This window comes from Pseudomonas abyssi (assembly GCF_002307495.1).
Lineage (GTDB): Bacteria > Pseudomonadota > Gammaproteobacteria > Pseudomonadales > Pseudomonadaceae > Halopseudomonas > Halopseudomonas abyssi.
In genome coordinates, this window is the sequence record NZ_NTMR01000019.1 from 137,285 (window position 1) to 157,193 (window position 19,909).

Below are 19,909 nucleotides of genomic sequence, written 5' to 3' on the forward strand. Positions count from 1 at the left end.
CTCCTACAGCACCAATTCATCCAGATTGTCCGGGAACAACTCCGCGCTCAGCAACAGCGCCGGGACAGTTGCCCGTAGCTGCGCGCCGCTGCGATCAACAATGATGACCTGTTCACTGCGCTCCAGGGTGGCCGCGTTGACCGCCTTGGCCACCCGCACGTAGGCCACCAACTCCTCCAGACCGGCCTGAACCGGCAACACCTCAAGCAACCCCGCGATGGTCTGCGGGCCGCGCTGGCAGAGCGCCAGATACACCTTTTCTGCCACCTCGCGCACGCGCACCGACTCCAGACTCTGCAGTATCTGCGCACTTGGCTCACGGCTATTGGTCTGCGCCTGCACACCCCGTGTATCGAGTTTCTCGTCCGGGCTGCGCAAGCGCAGGCTGTCTGGCGAGAACAGCGTCAGCGCACCGACAGGCAGATCGAGCCGAGTCTCGCTGCGCAGGCTGCAACCGCCATCGCGCAGGATCACAGCGGCCTTCTCCAATTGCGCCAGCAATTGCTCTACCGCGCGGTTCTCACTCGCTGCGCCGCTTTCAATGTACGCGCGCAGCCCTTCCTCTGTGCGCCGCCGTACCTGAAACACACGCTCGCTCTCACGGCTCAGTTCACGCATCAACTGCGCCAGAAACTGTTGCTGCGCGGCGGTCAGTTGCTGGGCGATGGGGCGCGCCAGAATACTGCGCAACTGCTCACTCAGTTCGGTATAGCGGTTGTGATCACAGAGCAGCTGGAAGAAGCCCTCGAAGGCGCTGCCCGCGTCAGTCGCCGCCAGCAGCGCTTCGCGCTCCATCACCGACAACAACACCTCACCCCGGGTATTACCGCCCTCAATCAACTGCACGCGCAGGTCTTTATCCAACTGGCGAATTTCATCCTCGACCCGGCGAAAGTCCCCGGTCAGCACCGAGGCCAACTGGTAGACCTCGCGAATACGCTCGCGCTGCTGCTGCTCGCTTAGCTCACGCACCACGCCGGCCTTGAGCTCATCAATCTCGCGCTGCAGCTCCGCCTTACGCTGCTCCAGCAAGGTAACGCGCTCATCCACATTCGGGCTGATCGCCACGGCCAGATCACGCACGGCTTCCTGCACAATACGCAGGTGCGATGCGCTGGTGCCGGTACTGCGCTCATCCAGGCTACGACTAAAACGCAGCGCGGTTTCGCAGGCATCGGTCTTGCTCAGTTGATCATCCAACTCGCGCAGCCAGCCGGCGGCAATCCACTGATTGAGGTAGGTACCGGCCGGCGTTTCGGTCTGCCACTGACCCAATTCACGCAAGCGCTCTATCTCGGCATCCAGCCGCACTCGCGCACGGCTGAACGGCACCTCACCTTCCTCGCTGAACAGGTCGGCGATAAACGCCAAGACATAGGGCGCATTATCGGCCCGCAGCAGCTTCCACGCAGCGCTTTCACCGTACAGCCGACGAAAGCGTGCTTGCAGTTCGTGAAAACTCATAGGGTCGGCTTACCTCCGGGCAAGCTGTCAGAGCGCGACTTTATCCGCGCCAGGATCTCATCATGCTGTAGCCGATCCACCGCGTGCTTCGCCACAGAACGCCGCCGCAGGTTGCGCAGCTTTCCCTGTACAGCGGGTAGCGCCAGGGCCTGCGGCAAGCCGATCAGAGCAAACTCGGGGCGTTCGCTTTCCATGGAGTCAATAAAGGCCATTGAGTCGGTATCCAGCCACTACGCCATGCATGCCAGAAGCCGTTCGCGTTTTTTCAGCTGGGCGCCAACCCTGATGGGTTGTGTGCTCATGCCATTGAAATGCGACACAATGATTGCGTCAAAATCAGGCGGATCAATCGGCTCCGGCAATTTCCAAGCCGGTTTTGGGCTGCAGGTAAGATACACCAGAAAGGTGCCCCATAGCTGCTCGCCGACTGCATGGTCTTGCAGCATGGCCCCGAGGTCAAACACGTCACGCGGACGCTGTCGAGATAGCGCGGTAGCCATCTTGCCGACATAAAGATCGGCTGGCGATTAATCACATTATCCTTCTGATGCTTCGCGTAGCCGATGTTTCCACCCGCAGGCGCAATGACGCGTCCGCCAGCCCCTTGGCAAGTTGCTCCAGGGCAGGCTTAAGCTCCCGCGAATCATCCTCATAGTCGCCAGTGGGCAGTCAGGTCAGGTCAATACCCACCGACAGGCGCGGCAAGTAATGCTCAAAGAGATTGATAGCCGTCCCACCCTTGAGGGCAAAGCTTGCTTCACAGGCCAACAGCGGCAGGATATCCACAAGTAATTGAACACTCTCGGCATACCAGTTGCTGATCCAGAACCGCCGGCAAGGTGATGCAGTAAGTTGGATTCAAGCGATCACCTGATATCAAGGGAGGCGCCATGCAGGATGTTAGGCATGCCCTTGTCCATAGGTGATTGCAGGTATTCCGTGTTGGCGGGTGCCAATCAGCGGGCTAGGGCTTTGTTCGGGTGGCCGGCAGCCTCCCAGAAGGAGCGCTTGCGCCAGTGCTTACTTTGCAAAGTGGCGATATAGCACTGAGCGTTCTCCAAGCCACGGTAATCGGGCTGCGTCTTGTCCAGCTCAAGGAGGTCACGAAAGTAGCGTGCGCCATGGTGGTAGGCCTTGCTGTAACCACGGTCGAGCAGGTCGTTTAGCAACAGTCGGTAGCAAACAATGCTGGCCAGCGTTTGCCCGGCAATCTCAAAGTGCTCCAGCCAATTGAGCAGCGTGCCGTACCAGCAGCCTTGCAGGCGAGCATGCTGGGCAATCAGATGCTCGGCAGCCAAGTCCACCGCATCAATAAACAGCAGCGTCTGGATAGTTGCACTGGGGTCACTCTCAGCGCTGAGCTGCTGCTTGATCTGCTGGCTCAGAGCTTGCCGCTCAGCGGGGTCGGCATACTCCCAGTAGGCTTCAAGATTAAACAGGCTGGGGCTTTGCTGGTATGTCTGCAGCAGGTTGTGCTTGAGCTGGTCCAGGTTACCCTGAAGCTTGAGCAATTGGTTGTGCAGTTGCGTCTTACGGCGCAGATCAGCCTGCCACTGGGGCTGCTGCAACCAGTGCTCAGCCTGCTCCAGAGCGTTGATACGCAGGGCAAACTCGACCAGCTGTTGCAGTTGCAGTGGGTTAGGCTGCGGGTTAGTGAGCAGGATTGCCTGCTCATAAAGATCGATGTCCCCCAATGCCTCTGCGACCGAACGCAAGCCGATACAGGCATCAGCGGCCTGGTGATTGTAATCATCACCTTTGTGGGTGGCGATTGCGCTGCGGGCGGTCTGGGTAAAGCCGGCTGCCAGAGAGTGCAGTTCCTGCGGGGTCAGCAGGGTGTGACTGAACCTCAGCAAGTCATCAAAGCAACCGTAGTCATTGTTGTCATACAGGGCGCAGACAGCGGCGACCCAATCGCGGGCTTGCGGCTGCTGGCGGCGCAAGTTGCTGGCAACCTCTAGCCAGAATTCCACCGCGGTGCCCAGCACCTCGCCCAAGCAACCGTCGGAGTCATCGACCCGCTCAACCATATCGCTATGGCGTTCCAGCAACTGATCAAGCAATGCCAGCGCTTGGTCCGCATCCGCGTCGGCCAGCTCGCAGATATCCACCAACAATTGCTCAAGCCGTTGAGCAAAACTGGGGGCGATGTGGTAATCAATAAACTCATGACTGCTGGTCACCTGACTGACCTGCCTTTGCAAATAGGGCAGCAGATTCGGCAGCGGCTCCGGTGCATCTCTCTGCTGCCCCAGGTGCTTCTCGATGGTCTTGTCGATATCGGCATTACGGCCATACAGGTCATCCACCAGAGCAATCAATGCTGGCGTTGGCATAGCGCGCAGTTGTTTGACAATGCTCATTCGTCCTGAACATCCTTGCTGGCGGCATAGATGATCAGCAGTAGCTCGTCATCATCGACCAGCCGATATTCCGGTCGTTTACCACTAAGCGCTTCGCTGGCTTTGATGATTTTGGGCACGCCCTCACCACGGCGCTCAATCAGCGCCTGGCGCCCCGCTTCTTCGCGGGCGTTGTAGTAACGGCTGAGCAAGTTGACGATGGTTTCATTGCGGGTGACGGTGTTTTCCATCAGACCATCCAGGCTCAGGCTATTGGGCAGAGCGCCGGGGCTGTAAAGCTCCAGGCGGTCGGCAAACATGTGCAGGCGGATGCGCCGTCCGGTCATGGAGTAATCGCGGTGCGCGACGGCGTTGACGATGGCTTCAAACACCGCACCCAGATCGTATTGGGGCAGGTCCTGTCGGCCGATGGTTTTTGTGGCCGCCAGACGCATGTTTTTACGCACAAAGGCCAGGGCATCGTTGATTTGCTGGTCCAGCGGGCCGGTGCAGTCAGCGGCGTCCAACTGGTCATGAGCATCGCGCTCGGTGCCGCTGTAGCACACGCACTGCACATAGGCATTACCGAGCCACTGGGTCGGGTTTGGCGTCAGCAGCAATACGCCGCTGATAGACAGGCCAAGCTGGCCGTGCTCGCTAGCGCTCAGGTGCAGCTTGCGCAATTGGTCGGCTTCTGGGGTGTCGGCGCGCAGGAAACGCTGCAATAAGCTGCGGTCGAGGTCATCCAGGGTGGTCGCGGGTACCAGGGTTTCATCAAAGCGAATCAGCCGCGACTGACTGCGCTGTTGAAACAGGCGCATCAGCACCTCGGGTTTCATCTCTTGCTTGGTGGATCCAACGCGTTGGTAATAGCGCCCATTGCTGGCGTGCACCATGATGCTTCGGGGAATCTCAACATAAATAACCGTTTTCGCCATGCCCGCCCGATCCGGCAATTGCAGCAAACGTGTGTGCAGGGGCACCGGCGGGTTGATGGCCTGCTGGCTGAGTGTGACCACCCACTCCTCCACTCTGGCCACTTGCTCGTCAGCAATGCCCAGCACCTCACGAGTTTTGTCATCCACGCCCAGCACGATGCGCCCACCCTGGCTGTTGGCAAAGGCGGCAATCTCAAGCGCCATCTTGTCCTTATGCGGGCCGATAATACGTGTGCCATCGCACACCACCTGTTTGAATTCGATGCTGGAGTCTTCACCCAGGCGTATATGAAACAGCAGCTCTCTGGCCAAGTCCGTTTTGGTCATGCGCTTACCTGCGAGTGGTCGGTCAGTGTCCAGCGGATGCTGAACAGGGTAGTGGTTTGGGTGTCTAGTTCCAGCTTGCCGCTGATCTCGTCAAGCAAGGCATCTTCCTGCTGTTCAATCTGCTTTCTTGCTTCGTGGTATTCGGTCAGGGCGTCATCGCGCTGACGCTCCAGACTGCGCAAGCCCTTTTTGGCCTGCACCTTCTCAGCGGTGGAGGCGAGCTGCCGAGCCTGTTTCTTGTAGGCTCTGATCTCTTCATCCAGCTCCTGCACGCGTAGCGACAGCGCTTGGCGACGATCTTCAGCCCAACGTTCGAGCTTGGTCGTCTCCTGCTCAAAGTAGGTTGCCAGTTGCTGCTCGGTAAGCGCCTGCTGCTCGGCCACGGCCTCTTCCAATAGCGGCTGAAAAACCCGGGTATCCAACTGCACCGGGGCGCTGTCTATGCGGGCAGGCACGCACAGCAAGTGCTCGGCATTTTCGCGGCTGAGCACCTCACCGTTGTCAGAGACGGCAAGCGCCAGCAGGTGCCGACGCTGGGTATTGGCAAAGGTGAAGGTCAATTGCACCAGCTGCAAGAGCCCACTGTGACCGATCAGAGGACGCAGCGCGGCAAACTGCCCCGCCTGGAGGTCTGCGTAGTCAAACACCAGATGAGCATCAAGTAGCGGACGCGCCTTGGCGCGCTTAACCAGCTCCCAGGCCAGATAATGTTCGGTGGTTTGCAGGCGGAAAAACTCGGAATCGTTAGCCTGCACCAACGGCCAACTGAGGTCAAAGCGCTGCCCCTGATAGACAAAATGGTTACGCTCAACCTGCGCCCCCGGCAGCTCGGCGCGGGCCAAGTCCAGCAGCACCTGCTCGTGGCTGGAGAGAAAGTCCTGGCTGCTGTCGCGCGTATTCTTCAGGGCGGCAACGACGTCACGGTCAAAATGACTTAACAGGGTTTGCCGAGCATGCTCTTCACGCACCTGGAGAATCGCCTCCATGTCGCTTTGCAGCTGGTCGAAATGGGCCTCAATCTCGGCGTCGGTACGGCAGTGCTGATAGATATCGTAGATACGCCGTTCAATGTCGATATCGTCGGCAATAGCGCCAAGAATCTCGTCGGAGGCGCCAAACACTCCTTCAAACAGCTTGAGCTTGTCGTTCAGCAATTGGAACACTCGCTGATCGGCAGGATTTTTGCGGTTAACGAAGTTGACCACCACCACATCGTGCTTTTGCCCGTAACGGTGCACGCGGCCAATGCGCTGCTCGACCTTTTGCGGGTTCCACGGTAGGTCGTAGTTGATCAGCACTGAGCAGAACTGCAGGTTGATACCTTCCCCACCCGCCTCGGTGGAGATCAAAATGTCGGCCTGGTCGCTCTTGAAATGCTCAACCAACGCAGCCTTCATATCGGCAGGACGCGAGCCGCTGATGCGACCGCTGCCGGCATGGCGCTGAAGCCAGGCCTGGTAAGTCTGTTTGGAACTGCTGTCGCTGTTGCTGCCATTGAGCAACACGGTACGGCCGGCGTAACCGTGGGCCTGCAGGTGACGGTCCAGATACTGCTGGGTACGACAGGACTCGGTGAAGATCACCGCCTTGCGTTGCCCGCCCAAGTTCTCGGTCATCTGCAGCGCGCGCTGCAACACCACCAGCAGAGCATCGCCCTTGGCATTATCGGTGATGCTGGCAGCAAGCTGCTGGTATTCACTCAGCAGCGCGATCTCTTCGGCCAAACGCGCCTGCTTGCCTTGCTCTGGTGGCGGCTCTGGGTCGCCATCAACCTGACCAAACTGATCTAGCCAGTCGTCAGCTTCCTCCAAATCGCCAAGGCTATCTTCGGTCAGCAATTGTTGGTCGCGCAGCCGTTCAACCATACCCTTGAGCGTCTCGGCGATGGCAAAGCTGGAGGAGGCCAGAATCTTGCGCAGGCCAATGCTAACCAGATGCCGCGCCTGCTGGGAAATGGCCTGCAAATCGGGCCGTTGCAGGTAGCTGGAGACCTTCTGGTAGAGCTCCCACTCGGCTTCATTCGGGGTGAAGTCCTGCGTAATGGCATAACGATTGGTGAAGTTAATGCCGCCTTCCTGCTGTACCTGTTTACGCAGTGTGCGGTGGCACAGCGGCTCAATGCGCTGCTTGAGGTCGTCCAGTGCGTCGCCGCTCTTTTGCCGGTTAACGTACAGGCTGCGAAAAGACTTGGCGTCGCCAAAGTAATGCGGGTCGATCACGCTGGCCAGACCATACAGCTCCATCAGGTTGTTCTGTATTGGCGTGGCAGACAGCAACACCCGCGATTCGGCGCGCGCAGTGGCGCGCACGACGTCCTTGGCGCGTTTGTTGCCTTTGGGGTTATAGATGTTGCGCAGCTTGTGCGCTTCATCAAACACCACCAGATGCCAATCAATCAGCCCTACCCGATCTCTTTGCGCGGCCACGTACTCGTAAGAGCAAATGACAATATGGTCTGGCTGATCAAAGGGGTTGACGCGGCCCAGCTGGCGCTGCTCGCGCGCGACCTTGCTGTCGATAATGATAGACGGCAGCTCGAACTTGTCGACTAGCTCCTGGCTCCATTGCTTGCGCAGCGACGCCGGGGTCACCAGCAGAATACGCCTTTTGCATTCGGCCCACTTTTGCGCGATGACCAGACTCGCCTCAATGGTTTTCCCCAGCCCCACTTCGTCTGCCAACAGCACGCCCTTGGCCAGCGGCGACTTGAGCGCGAAACAGGCGGCCGCGATCTGGTGCGGGTTTAAGTCAACCCGCGCAGCGGCCATGGTGCGAGATACCTGATTTTCCAGCCGGTCAGTCTGAGTCAGCCAGTAGGCGAAGTAGGCGCTTTGGTAAGGTGTGAAAACGCTCACTTGTGATCTCCGCCTTGCTGCTCAGCATCCAGCCAGCGGTCAATTGCTGCGCGGCCAAAACGCCATTGCTTGCCCAACTTCTGCCCCGGCACGCGGCCTTGCTGCACCAGTTTGTACAGGGTGGACTTGGGCAGCTTCAGATAGGTCGCCAGTTCGTCTAGGGTCATGACTTGACTGGGGTTGGAGTCGTTCACTGTGGGCTCTGGTTTTTAACAGTATTTAGCAGGTAATGGAGTATCGGCCAGAGCATTGCCGCGTGCAACCGTCTGCCGTGGCGCCGGGCATCATTTCTGCCAGCGCTTGCGCGCGTGCAGGTAGGCGGCGGTGTCACCATAACCCAGCCGGTCCGCAATCTGCGCCCGGGTCAGCCCCTGCAGGGCCAGGTACTGATCCAGTTCGGCGCGCACCAGGTCCAGCAACTGACGAAAATTCAGGCCCTGATCCTGAAGACGTCGGCGCAATGTTCGAGTGCTCAGATGCAAAGCCGGCGCGACCTCTTCCAGCGACACCTGCACCCCGTCCAGCAGACCACGACGAACCAGCGCCGCCACCTGCCCGGCCGTACCGCCAAATTGTTGCTGCTGCGCCAGGCGTCGGTCCAGCTCGCAACACACCAGCTCAAACATCGCCCGGTTGGCACCGGGATGGGCGTGCTGCATGTCCGCGTCGCTAAACCACAACTGATTCTCGGCAGCGGCAAACTCCACGCACTCGCCCAGCACCGGCCGATAGGCCTCGTGATAGTCCGGTTTCCGGTGACGCAGACACACCCGTACCGGCGTCAGCGCGATCTGAGCCGCTGCCCGCATCTGGGTTACCGCCATATTCATGTAGTGCTCGACCAGATAGCGCTCCAGCCCGGCTGCTGCATGCACCCGAATGCTGACCCCGGTCATGCCGTCGGTCTTCACCGACCGGATCGAGTCCATGGACGAGGCCAGTGACTGGTAGCGTACCCAGCAGTCCAGCGACTGCTGCGGGTTGGCTGCGTAGAAACCAAGGCAGGCCAGCACATGCCAGTCCTGCGGAGTAAACAGCGAGAACAGATGCAGGCCAATGGCCGGATCATGCTCTGCCGCCCTGTGCCAGAGCTGCTCAAGCGCCACCAGATCGAAATCGTCACGGTCGCCACGCTCGTGCAGGAAACGCTGCAAGACCTTGCCAAGTGGGCCGTGATGAAAGCGCTGAATCGACACCTTGGCCGATTCAACCCTGTTTTTGTCCTCTGCACGCATGTTGGACCGATCCGATTTGGATTCTTATTGGCTGGAAGTCGAGTCAATCAAACCGCCCGCAGAGGTTAGCATGGAAACAATAACAACAAGCCTGAACCCCGCCGTCATCGTCGCCGGGATATTTTTCTCCTTCATCCTGCTTGAACTCATCCTCGGCCGCTTTTTCCAGCCGGCCGGTCAGCGCCGTGACGCGCTGATCGAGATCATCGGTTCAACGCTGCTGCTCGGCGTAACCGTTCCGTTCATTACCTTCGCCAGCGGCGCGATCATGGGCACACTGGCCCCCGAATGGAAAGGTGCTCTGAGCGGGATTCCGTGGCTGGCCGGCTTCGCCCTGTTCCTGCTGTTCGACGACATGACCCAATACTGGTGGCATCGGCTCGCGCACAAGGTGCCCTTCCTCTACAGCCTGCATCGCGCGCACCACTCGGCCAAGTACATGAGCATCCGCATCGTCTACCGCAACAACAGCTTCTACTACCTGCTGATGCCCGGTATCTGGTTCTCGGGCATCCTCATCTATCTGGGCCTGGCACACGTCTACTTTGTGTATCTGATTCTCAAGATGTGCGTGATCTTCGGTGCCCACAGCAGCGTGCCGTGGGACGCCAAGCTGTATCAGATCAAGTGGCTGAAGCCGGTCATGTGGGTCGTCGAGCGCACCATCTCCACCCCCTCCACCCACTCTGCTCACCACGGACTGAGTGCCGAGGATGGCGTAACCAACTACAAGGGCAACTTCGGCAACCTGCTGTTCTTCTGGGACATTCTGTTCGGCACCGCCAAGATCACCCGTCGCCGTCCGCCGAAGTACGGTATCGAGAACCTCGGCCCGGTCAGCTGGACGCAGGAGCTGTTCTGGCCGCTGGTACGCAAACCGAAGAAGGCCGCTAAACCGGTCCTGAAACCCGAGGTGGCCCAATGAGCCGTCATATCGCCCTGATCGCCGGCTCCAGCCAGCAGACCAGTCAGAGCGCCAAGGTGGCGCACTGGCTGGCCGCCAGCCTGCAACGCCGGGGCAGTGAAACCAGTGTCATTGCGCTCGGCCAGCTACCGCTGCCGCTGTGGCCGGAGCCCGACGATAAGGGCGTCTGGCCCGAACTGTCCGCAACGCTACGCAGCGCCGACGCACTGGTGGTGATCAGCCCGGAGTGGCACGGCATGGCCAGCCCCGCACTGAAAAACCTGTTCATGTATGCCGGACGCCGCGAGCTGGCCCACAAACCGGCACTGCTGGTGGGCGTATCAGGCGGACAGGGCGGCAGCTACCCGCTGGCCGAGCTGCGCGCTTCCAGCTACAAGAATTGCCGCCTTTGCTACCTGCCGGAACACCTGATCGTGCGCCACGTCGAGCAGGTCATGAATCCAGGCGAACCGACCAGCGAAGACGATCAGCGTATCCGCGCCCGCGCCGACTGGGCCATGGACCTGCTGCTGGACTACACCGACGCGATGGCCCCGCTGCACGAGCGCCACCGCAGCCCGCCAGCGGACTGGATGAACGGGATGTGATCAGTTGGCGGCCGCGCCCAGGTCCAGCCCGCTGATCCGCCGCACCGGCGTCTGCACCGCCGCCTCAAACACGCCGGGGCGGCTTTCCAGCAGGCTGAAATGTTTGCTCGCGCGGGTAATGGCGGTGTAGACCAGCTCCTTGGTCAGCACCGGATTGCGCGCCTCCGGCAGTACCAGCACGGCGTGCTCGAACTCCGAGCCCTGCGACTTGTGCACGGTCATGGCAAACACCGTTTCCACCTCCGGCAGACGGCTGGGCAAGACAAAGCGAATGCCGCCCTTGCCATCGTTGCGCGGGAAGGCGACGCGCAGCGCCTCGGTCTCCGGCTCCCCTGCGTGCAGCGCCGGCTCACGGATGCGCAGCGCTATGCCAATGTCGCCATTCATCAAGCCCAGACTGTAATCGTTGCGGGTGACCAGCACCGGGCGCCCTTCATACCAGAGCTTGTCGGCGTGCAGCAGGCCACGACGGCTCAGCAGATCCGCCACACGCTGATTGATGCCTTCGACGCCCCAGTCGCCGCGGCGCACCGCACACAGCAGCTGAAAACGGTCGAAGGCGCGCAGCACATCGCCCGCCCAGGCTTGCCAGCAGGGATCATCGGCCATCGCATCCGCGCCCGGGCGCTGCGCCTGCAGGGTGCTCAGATAGGCGCCATAGCCCGGCAGGCCACCCTCGCTGCCCAGCACCAGCGCGGCAAACCCGGGGTCGCGCAGGTCCGGCAGGCGCCGGCTGTGAATATCGGCAAACTGCCCCCGCTGCAGCAGATCACGCGCAGCAGTCGCGTCGCAGCGATTAACCGCGCGGGCCAGCTCACCGATGCCGCTGTCAGCACCAAAGCGGTGGGAATGGCGCAACATGGCGGTCTGCTGCTCGAGCAGATGGGTCGACTCGTCACCGGGCTGCAGGCCGCTGCCTGCCAGCGACTGACCGCTGACCTGCTGCAGCCAATCGACCGTGGCCGGTGAGTAGCAACCCGCGTCGGCGCGTCGACACAGATCACCCAGCACCGCGCCGGCTTCCACCGAGGCGAGCTGATCCTTGTCACCGAGCAATACCAGTCGCGCCTGCGGCGGCAACGCGGCCAGCACGTTGGCCATCATTTCCAGATCGATCATCGAGGCCTCGTCCACCACCAGCACATCCAGCGCCAGCGGGTTGCCGGCGTGATGGCGGAAGTGGCGGCTGTCCGGCAGGCTGCCGAGCAGGCGGTGCAGCGTGCTGACCTCGGTCGGGATGGCAGCTTGTACCGCCGGAGCGACCGGCAGCGCGCCGACCTGACGGCCAATCGACTCGGTCAGTCGGGCAGCGGCCTTGCCGGTCGGTGCGGCCAGGCGGATACGCAGCGGCTTGCCCGCTTCCACTGCCGGCGTCTGCAGCAGCGCCAGCAGCCGCACCACCGTGGTGGTCTTGCCGGTACCGGGGCCGCCGGTAATGATGCTGAAACGCCCGCGCGCCGCCAGTGCGCAGGCAATGCGCTGCCAGTCCGGGTTCTGCTGACTGCCGGCAAACAGGGCATCCAGCCGCTCAGGCAGATCCCCGGCAACCTGCAGTGGGTGCTGCAGGCGCTGATGCAGGGTCGAAACAACATGCCGCTCGTGCTGCCAGTAGCGACGCAGATACAGACGCTGGCCAACCAGCACCAGCGGGCAGCTGCCCTGCTCCGGCAGTTGGCTGTCTACCACCCGGCTGGCCTGCAACGCCCCACGCCAGCTGTCCAGCGTAACGCCCGCCAGTATCGCCGACGGCAGCGGCGTATCGATCAGGCTCTCCCCTTCCGGCGGCAGCGACAGGGCAAAATCCGGTTCGGACAGCGTGGCGGCCAGATCCAGGCAAACATGCCCATGGCCCAACTGGTGGCTGACCAGCGCCGCCGCCAGCAGCACTGCCGGGCTGGTTTCCGGCGCCTGCTCCAGCAGAAACCCGGCGAAGGCCCGGTCCAGCGCCCGCAGCCAACCGTTGGCCAGCCAGTCATCCAGCAATTGCAGCAGCGCGGTTGCGCTATCCAGCTGCGCGGCGGAGCGGTCGAGACTGCCGAGCAGATCCAGTTGATCACCCTGCATGGTCAATCTCCTCAACCGGCTGACCGGCGAACAGGCGGTCCAGCGTTTCAATCAGCTCGCGCGGCGGGCGCTGATGGCAGAGCCCGCCGTTTTCCGCGTCCACACCCCGCATGAACCAGTAAAGCGCGCCACCGATATGACGGTCGTAGTCGTAGTCCGGCAGCCGCGCCTGCAACTGGCGGTGCAGCGCCAGCAGGTAGAACACGTATTGCAGGTCGTAACGGTGCTCCAGCAGCGCACGGCTCATGGCCGCCTCGCTGTAATCGGCCGCCGTTGCGCCCAGCCAGTTGGACTTGTAGTCGAGCACGTAATAGCGCCCCTCGTGCTCCAGCACCAGGTCGATATAGCCCTTGAACAGGCCATTCAGACGGTCACGCTGCAGCGCCGGACGCGGCTGCCCGTCCAGCGTCATCGCCGTGACCAGCCGATCGATCTGCTGCACGTCGACCTTGCTGGCGGCAAACATAAAGGCCATTTCGCTCTGGTAACGCGACGGCGGCAGCTCACCCAGCGCCAGCGTGCTCTCCGGCACCAGGCCCGGACGCTGCAGCAATTGCCCCAGCCAATCGCCCAGACACTCACTCCACTCACCCCAGCCACGGCGCTGGCAGCGCGGTGCCAGCCAGCGCCGGCAACGCTCGGCATCCTGCAACGCCGAGAAGCCCTCCTGCGCCGCCAGCTCCAGCAGACCATGCAAAAAGGTGCCTGGCTGGGGGCCACGCGGAAAGCGGTGAATGCTCGGCTGCTCGCCACGACGCAGTGGCACAAAGCGGCTCTGGCGCTCGTCGTCGGCAATCCACTCGGCCAGCGCGCTGTCGGTACTTTCGCCGCTGAGCGCCAGCGCACTGTAGGAGCCGATCCACCATGCATCGAAGCGACCGTGCGCCGGGCGGCGGGCATCGACCAATGCCGGGCCATCATCCAGCAGCGGCAGCCGATCATCACGCGGCTCCGGCGCTGCCTGCAGCGCGACTACCTCGCCGTCCGGCTGCCAGCGGGTCAGCCAGTCTTTCAGTTGAATAGAGGATTCCAGCGCCGCGCCACCGCCCAGCAGCCAGGCAATGGCACTGCGGTGCAGCACCGATTGCTTGTTATTGCCGCTCTTGAGGTCGGCCATGCCCAGCCAGCAGGCATGCTGCGCACGGGTCAGCGCCACATAGAGCAAGCGCAGGTCTTCACCGAGCCGCTCGCGGTCAGCCTCGGCCACCTGATCGGTGGTTGGCTTCAATACCCAGCCGTCGCTCAGACGCAGCGGCTGGTCGGCCCGCACCGGGCGGCTCAGGCAGATGAAGGGCAGGAACACCAGCGGGTACTCAAGGCCCTTGGATTTGTGGATGGTCACCACCTTGACCAGCTCGGCGTCGCTTTCCAGCCGCAGTACCTGCTCATCCGCAGCCCCCTCGTCAGCCTGCCGAATCAGCTCTGCCAGGTGGCGAATCAGCGCCTGCTCGCCATCCAGCTCGCGGGCGGCGCGCTGCAACAGCTCGGCCAGATGCAGCAGATTGGTCAGCGCGCGCTCGCCATCGTCCTGCTGTTGCAGCCGTGCCGGCAGTTCAAAGTCGTGCAGCAGACGGTGCAGCATCGGCAACACACCCTGGCGCTGCCAGATGCGCCGGTAATCACGGAACTGGTCGACCCGTTGCTCCCAAAGGCGCTCGTCCTGATTCAACTGATCCAGCGCCTGCCAGTTGAGGTGCAGGCTGTGGCTGGCCAGCGCCGCGCGCAGCAGGCGGTCGTTGCCGGGCTCGGCACAGGCGCGCAACCAGCGCAGCACATCCTGCGCCTGTTGGGTTGCCAGCACCGAGTCCTTGTCGGACAGATACACACTGCGCACGCCGCGGGCGGCCAGCGCATCACGAATCAGCTGCGCCTCGCGACCGGTGCGCACCAGCACCGCCATGTCTGCCGGACGTACAGCGGCGAAGGGTTCTCCGTCACGGGCAAAGCCGGCACGCCCCTGCTGGCCCGCCTGCAGCAGCGCCGTCATCTCGCTAGCGCAGCGCTCGGCCATCTCCCGGCGGTAGACATCACCGCTCAATGGCTCTTCCGATTCCAGCAACCAGGCAGTCAAGGCCGGCGCGGGCTCACCGTTGCAACACCAGACCTCTTTTCGCCCGCGTGCCTGCACCGGCAGAAACGGCATGGGGTTGTCATCAGCCTTGCGAAACAGAAAGGCGCCAGCGGCGAAGTTCTGCTCGGCCTGCTCGAAAACCCGATTGACCGCCGTGACCATCGTCTGGCTGGAGCGGAAGTTGGTGTCCAGATTCTCGTGCCGCCCGGCGGTGTCGCCACGGGCGCGCAGGTAGGTATGAATATCCGCCCCGCGGAAGGCGTAGATCGCCTGCTTGGGATCGCCGATCAGCAGCAGCGCGCAGTCCTGATCGTTTTCCGCTACCCGATAGATGCGATCAAAGATGCGGTACTGCAGCGGGTCGGTATCCTGAAACTCGTCGATCAGCGCGACCGGAAACTGCTGACGGATAACCTCGGCCAGCCGGTCGCCATTGGGGCCCTGCAGCGCCGCATCGAGCCGGGTCAGCATGTCGTCGAAGCCCATTTGCGCACGGCGGCGCTTTTCCGCCTCAAATCGCACCGACATCCAGTCCGCCGCATGACGCAGCGCATCGCTGTCCGGATTCGGCAGCGCAGCCAGCGCCTCGCGCAGTTGCGGCAAGCCGCGCAGCGCCGGATGATCGGGCACGGCGCCCTTCTTCCAGGCCTCGCCGAGGCCGTCTTCGCTGAGCCGGGCCCAGGCTGCCGGTGGCAGTTCGAGCTTTATCTGCTCCGGCGTCAGCGCCCATTGGCGCAAGGTCTCGAACCAGGGCGCGTAGTAGCGCTTCTGAATCTTGCGCTTGTCGACCACGCCCTGCTCGACCGCCTGATCCAGCAACGCTTCCAGCTCATCGGCCCACTGCACACAGGGCACCTTGAGCGCGGCCAGTTCGGCATCACGCTGGTTGAGCACCTGCTCCAGCAACGTCTGCAGTTCGGTAGCAGGCGCAGCGGCTGTCGGATCGAATAAGCGGCGCGCCTGTGCCAGCAAGGCGTCCGGCTGGCCCCAACCGGACTGCACCCAGGCCAGCGCACTGCCGTGCAGGTGATAGCAATGCAACCGCCAGTAATCACGCGCGACCTCGGCCAGCAGGTCGCGTTGGTCGGTTTCCAGCGTCTGGGTAAACAGGCTGCCGCTGTCGAAGGCGTGCTCGCGCAGCATGCGCTGACACCAGCTGTGAATGGTCGATACCGCGGCCTGATCCATCCACTGGGCGGCGATATCCAGCTTGCGCGCGGCGCTGGCGTGCTCGGCTTCGGGGATATCCGCCAGCAGGCCGGAGAGAATCGGGTCCGGTTCAGTCAGTTCACCGCGGAACGCCTGCGCCCCCTCCACCAGCCGTGCGCGAATGCGGTCGCGCAGTTCCTGGGTCGCGGCCTCGGTAAAGGTCACCACCAGCACATCCGGCGGCAGCAGTTCACGGCTGAAGGCACTGTCGCCATCGCCATGCCCCAGTACCAGCCGCAGGTAAAGCGCCGAGATGGTGAAGGTCTTGCCGGTACCGGCACTGGCTTCAATCAGACGGCTGCCACGCAGCGGGCAACGCAGGGCCAGGGGGCGTTGGTTGCTCATGCGTCGCCCTCCGATGCCTGCGTAATCATCAGCCATTCATCCTCAATCGCCTGCGCCAGCGGTTGATAGAGCGACTGCGCCCAGCCGATAAACTCATCGCTCGCCTGCAGGCTGGCAAAGTCTGGATAGCTGCGTTGCAGTGCCGGGCTGCCGTCCACCTCGCCACGGCTGAAGTCGTTGCCCTCATAACAGAGTTTGGCAGCACCCAGGCGCTTCTCGTCCTTGCCCTCGGTCAGCCAGGCAAAGGCGGTTTCCACTGCCACCGGCAGCGGTCGCTTCAGGCCTTGGAGGTAGCCAAGCAACCAGTCATTGACGATGCGCTCGGCACGCTCCTGCTCCAGCGGCAGCAGTTGAATGCTGGCGTCGGCGCTGATCAGGCAGGTAGTGAGTCGATGCCCCGAAGCCGCAGCCAAGACATGCTGGCACAGCTCACTCAGCAGCTTGCGCCAACGCGGCACGTCTTTCTTGCCGAGCAGTTTGCCGGTGACCAGCTGCACCCGCATCAGCCCGTCCAGCTGAGCGCAGCGGCGCACACCGGCGAGCCAACTGACCACCTCAATGTTCGCTTCTGCCGTACGCGCAGACGCCTGCAACAGCAACGGATTTTCCAGCGGTTGATCCCACAACAGCAGCTGCTCACGGAAGCGCTCAAGCTGACCACCCAGCGGCTCGACCAACTGGGACAGCGTCAACTCACCAAAACCGGCCAGTGGCAGGCTGCCGCGCTGCTGCAGGCGGCTGGCCTGCTCAAGCAGCAGGGCCTGCCAGTCATCCTGCAAATCGGCCTGCTGCACCTGTTCCAGCAGCCACTGGCTGAGCTGGTGCCGTTGCAGGCCGTCGAGTGCAAAGGGTTCGTCGTCTTCGCTGGTGCTGTGCTGCTCCTGCAGCCAGACCTTCAGCCGGGCGGCAAAAAAGTGCTCAACCGGGTTACGCAGAAAGCGCTGCAGCGCCAGCAGCTCGATGGGCGCCTCCAGCGTGACCGGCGCCAGCGGCTGGTCTGCATCATCGCCAGCACGGGAGTCGTGCAGCTGACGCCACTCGCGGGCATAGCTGAACAGCGCGGAATCGGCGCTGAAATAGGCGCGGCTGAAGGGCTGCAGCGGATGCTCGACGGTCAGCGCGTGCAACAGATCAGCGCCATCAGCCGTGTGCCAGCCGGCGGCCAGATGATCACGCAGCTGCCCGATCAGCACCGACGGCGGCCGTTCGCTGTTGTCGCGGATACTGCGCCCGACCCAGCTGATATGCAGGGCGTCGCGCGCCGAGAGCAGCGCCTCAAGCAGCAGGTAGCGGTCGTCCTCGCGGCGCGAGCGGTCGCCCGGCCGGTAATCACGGCCCATCAGGTCGAAATCCAGCGGTGGCTGCGCGCGCGGGTAGTCGCCGTCGTTCATGCCCAGCAGGCAGATGCGTTTGAACGGAATGGCGCGCATCGGCATCAGCGTGCAGACGTTGACCGCGCCGGCGAGAAAACGCTGACTGAGCTGGCTCTGGCCAACGCCATCGAGCCAGGCCTCGGCCACCACGTTAAGCGGCAGCGCCACGTCCAGCGCGACGCCGTCACACAACTCCAGCCAGTCGGCCAGCCCCTCGTGCAGCTGCGCCAGCAGCAGTTGATCCCGATCACTCTCGGCGATAAAGAAGTCATCCAGCAGCTGACGCAGGCGTTCGCCCCATTCACTCGGCACGGTCGCACTGGCCAGCTGCGTTTCGTGGCGGTCCAGTGCATCCAGCAGGCCGCTGAGCGGGCCGATCAGCGCCGCGTCCAGCCCACCAATCTCGTCATAGGGTTCGATCTGCTGCCAGGCCTCGGCACCGCCGCTGGCGTAACCCAGCAGCATCCGGCGCAGGCCGAAACGCCAGCTGTTGGCTTCCAGCCCGTCTGGCAAACCCAGAGCGGCGCGGCGCTGCTGATCCAGCCCCCAGCGGATGCCTGCGCCCTCGATCCAGCGTTGCAGGGTAGGCAGGTCAGCCTCACTCAAACCAAAGCGACTGCGCAGCGCCGGCACATCGAGCAGGTCCAGCACCTCACTGACCGGCAGCCGGCTGTCAGGCAGGCGCAGCAGATGTTCCAGTGCAATCAGCAGCGGCTCCTGACCGCGCTGGCCCTGATCAGCCAGGGTAAAGGGAATGGCCCGCGGATCGTCGCCACTGTGCTGACCAAACACCGCCTGAATATGCGCTGCGTAGAGGTTGACGTCCGGCACCATGACGATGATGTCGCGCGGCTTGAGGTCCGGGTCGGCAGCAAAGGCGGCCAGCAGCTGATCGTGCAGCACTTCGACTTCGCGCTGCGGGCTGTGCGCCAGGTGAAAGCGGATGGAGTGATCCCGTGCGGTGTCGACCGCCGGCCACAATGCGCGGGACTCGGCCAGCGGCCGCAGCTGCAGGATGTCCTGCTGCAGTTGCTGCAGCAGCGTGTTGCCGGCAGGCGCTTCAAACAGATCAACCCGGCCACCGGCAATATTGGCGAAGCGCGCTTCGTAACTGGCGCGCTCGTCGTGCTGGTCGAGCAGGTTGATATAGTCGCGGCCCTGCTTGCCCCAGGCGGCCAGCAGCGGATGGGCGTGCTGGTGCAGGGTGTTCTCGTCCAGTTGCAAAGGCGTACCCGGCCGCCGCTGCTGACGGCGGTACTCGTGGCGCAGCAGGTCCTGATCGGCAACGATATCGCCCCAGTGGTACTCACAGGGGTTGAGCACGCAAAGCAGCACCTGCGAGAAGCGGCCGATCACCGCCAGCGCCTCCAGCGTCTGCGCCGGCAACGACGAGATACCAAATACGATCACCCGCCGCGGCAGGCTGGCTGGCCGGCTGTCACAGTCGAGCAGGTGCTGGACAAAACGCGGATGGATGCCCGCCCGGCTGTCGCTCAGACGTTCGGCACCCACGTCGGCCAGCACCGCACGCCAGAGCGCCGGCTGCCAGCGTTCCTCATCATCCAGAGGCCGCGCGCCGGTTCGCGCCAGGCCGATATGGTCGCGCCCGGCGGCCCAGTCATTCAGCCAGTCGGCGCGGTAAACCTGATACTGGTCGAACAGGTCGGCCAGCCGCACCGCCAGTTGGTAACGCTTGCGGCAATCGTGGTCATCGGCGAGAAAGCGTTTAAGCGGGGCGAAATCGGGCTGATCCTGCAATGCAGGCAGCAGCCGCATCAGCCGCCAGGTCAGCGGCTGCTTGTCGAGCGGCGATTGCTCGGGCACGCTATCGCGCCCCAGAACGCCACGGTAGCTGTCCCATAGAAACCGCGCCGGTAGCTGCACATCCAGCGCCGCGGCGATGCCGCAGCCGCCTTGCGCCGGGTCGGCAGCCAGCGCCATCTGCAGCCATTGGGCGATGCCGTTGCTCTGCACCAGGATGACTTCGTTTTCCAGCGGCGCCAGCGGGTGCGCCCGCATCCAGTCCACCGCCAGCTCGCGCAGGGTCTCCAGGCGGTTGCCGTGGATGATCATCAAACCGGGTGCGAGGCCGTTGGCGTCCTGCATGGAAGCTCCTTATAGGTGAAGAGACCGCAGTCTATCACCGCACTGCGACAGGCGCGGTCGCAGCTGCT

General features: G+C 62.8%; 14 protein-coding genes. 2 read left to right on the forward strand and 12 right to left on the reverse strand.

The window, feature by feature from the left end; all coding sequences use genetic code 11:
• Positions 1 to 3 precede the first annotated feature (3 nt).
• The 9 genes from CNQ84_RS14755 to CNQ84_RS14785 form a co-directional block, all read right to left on the reverse strand.
• The gene (locus tag CNQ84_RS14755; RefSeq protein WP_096005608.1) at positions 4 to 1,464 is read right to left on the reverse strand and encodes a DUF3375 domain-containing protein; all 1,461 of its coding nucleotides are present in this window, start codon (positions 1,462 to 1,464) and stop codon (positions 4 to 6) included.
• On the reverse strand, positions 1,461 to 1,676 hold the full coding sequence (locus tag CNQ84_RS20795; protein WP_228246973.1) for a hypothetical protein: 216 nt from the start codon (positions 1,674 to 1,676) through the stop codon (positions 1,461 to 1,463). The genes CNQ84_RS14755 and CNQ84_RS20795 overlap by 4 nt, the downstream gene beginning before the upstream one ends.
• A gap of 18 nt (positions 1,677 to 1,694) precedes the next feature.
• Entirely contained in the window at positions 1,695 to 1,964 is a 270-nt protein-coding gene (locus CNQ84_RS20800; RefSeq protein WP_245841414.1) for a hypothetical protein, read from the reverse strand.
• Between the two features lie 169 nt (positions 1,965 to 2,133).
• Positions 2,134 to 2,250: a nucleotidyl transferase AbiEii/AbiGii toxin family protein gene (locus CNQ84_RS20805; RefSeq protein WP_228246972.1), complete on the reverse strand. Its 117-nt coding sequence runs from the start codon at positions 2,248 to 2,250 to the stop codon at positions 2,134 to 2,136.
• Positions 2,251 to 2,420: 170 nt separating this feature from the next.
• Complete coding sequence (locus CNQ84_RS14765; protein ID WP_096005609.1) at positions 2,421 to 3,827, reverse strand: DUF6880 family protein; 1,407 nt, start codon at positions 3,825 to 3,827, stop codon at positions 2,421 to 2,423.
• Positions 3,824 to 5,071 carry an RNA-binding domain-containing protein gene (locus tag CNQ84_RS14770; protein WP_096005610.1) on the reverse strand — a complete coding sequence of 416 codons (1,248 nt, stop codon included), beginning with the start codon at positions 5,069 to 5,071 and terminating at the stop codon, positions 3,824 to 3,826. The genes CNQ84_RS14765 and CNQ84_RS14770 overlap by 4 nt, the downstream gene beginning before the upstream one ends.
• Positions 5,068 to 7,926, reverse strand: a complete 2,859-nt coding sequence (locus CNQ84_RS14775; protein ID WP_096005611.1) for an SNF2-related protein — start codon at positions 7,924 to 7,926, stop codon at positions 5,068 to 5,070. The genes CNQ84_RS14770 and CNQ84_RS14775 overlap by 4 nt, the downstream gene beginning before the upstream one ends.
• The gene (locus CNQ84_RS14780; RefSeq protein WP_245841415.1) at positions 7,923 to 8,120 is read right to left on the reverse strand and encodes a helix-turn-helix domain-containing protein; all 198 of its coding nucleotides are present in this window, start codon (positions 8,118 to 8,120) and stop codon (positions 7,923 to 7,925) included. Before CNQ84_RS14780 ends, CNQ84_RS14775 begins: the two co-directional genes overlap by 4 nt.
• 90 nt (positions 8,121 to 8,210) lie before the next feature.
• Positions 8,211 to 9,161: an AraC family transcriptional regulator ligand-binding domain-containing protein gene (locus CNQ84_RS14785; protein WP_096005612.1), complete on the reverse strand. Its 951-nt coding sequence runs from the start codon at positions 9,159 to 9,161 to the stop codon at positions 8,211 to 8,213.
• Positions 9,162 to 9,231: 70 nt separating this feature from the next.
• On the opposite strand from CNQ84_RS14785, the gene CNQ84_RS14790 reads away from it, so the two are divergent.
• Both CNQ84_RS14790 and CNQ84_RS14795 read left to right on the forward strand, forming a co-directional pair.
• Complete coding sequence (locus CNQ84_RS14790; RefSeq protein WP_096005613.1) at positions 9,232 to 10,086, forward strand: sterol desaturase family protein; 855 nt, start codon at positions 9,232 to 9,234, stop codon at positions 10,084 to 10,086.
• Complete coding sequence (locus CNQ84_RS14795; RefSeq protein ID WP_096005614.1) at positions 10,083 to 10,673, forward strand: NADPH-dependent FMN reductase; 591 nt, start codon at positions 10,083 to 10,085, stop codon at positions 10,671 to 10,673. Before CNQ84_RS14790 ends, CNQ84_RS14795 begins: the two co-directional genes overlap by 4 nt.
• On the opposite strand, the gene recD is transcribed toward CNQ84_RS14795, so the two are convergent.
• From recD to recC, 3 genes are read right to left on the reverse strand one after another with little or no spacing between them, the layout of a single operon-like run.
• Entirely contained in the window at positions 10,674 to 12,737 is a 2,064-nt protein-coding gene (recD, locus tag CNQ84_RS14800) for an exodeoxyribonuclease V subunit alpha (protein ID WP_096005615.1), read from the reverse strand. It lies immediately after the preceding gene.
• Positions 12,727 to 16,362 (reverse strand): exodeoxyribonuclease V subunit beta, encoded by a 3,636-nt coding sequence (recB, locus tag CNQ84_RS14805; protein WP_096005616.1) that lies wholly within the window; start codon positions 16,360 to 16,362, stop codon positions 12,727 to 12,729. Before recB ends, recD begins: the two co-directional genes overlap by 11 nt.
• Positions 16,359 to 19,841 carry an exodeoxyribonuclease V subunit gamma gene (gene recC, locus CNQ84_RS14810; protein WP_096005617.1) on the reverse strand — a complete coding sequence of 1,161 codons (3,483 nt, stop codon included), beginning with the start codon at positions 19,839 to 19,841 and terminating at the stop codon, positions 16,359 to 16,361. Before recC ends, recB begins: the two co-directional genes overlap by 4 nt.
• Between the last annotated feature and the right edge of the window lie 68 nt (positions 19,842 to 19,909).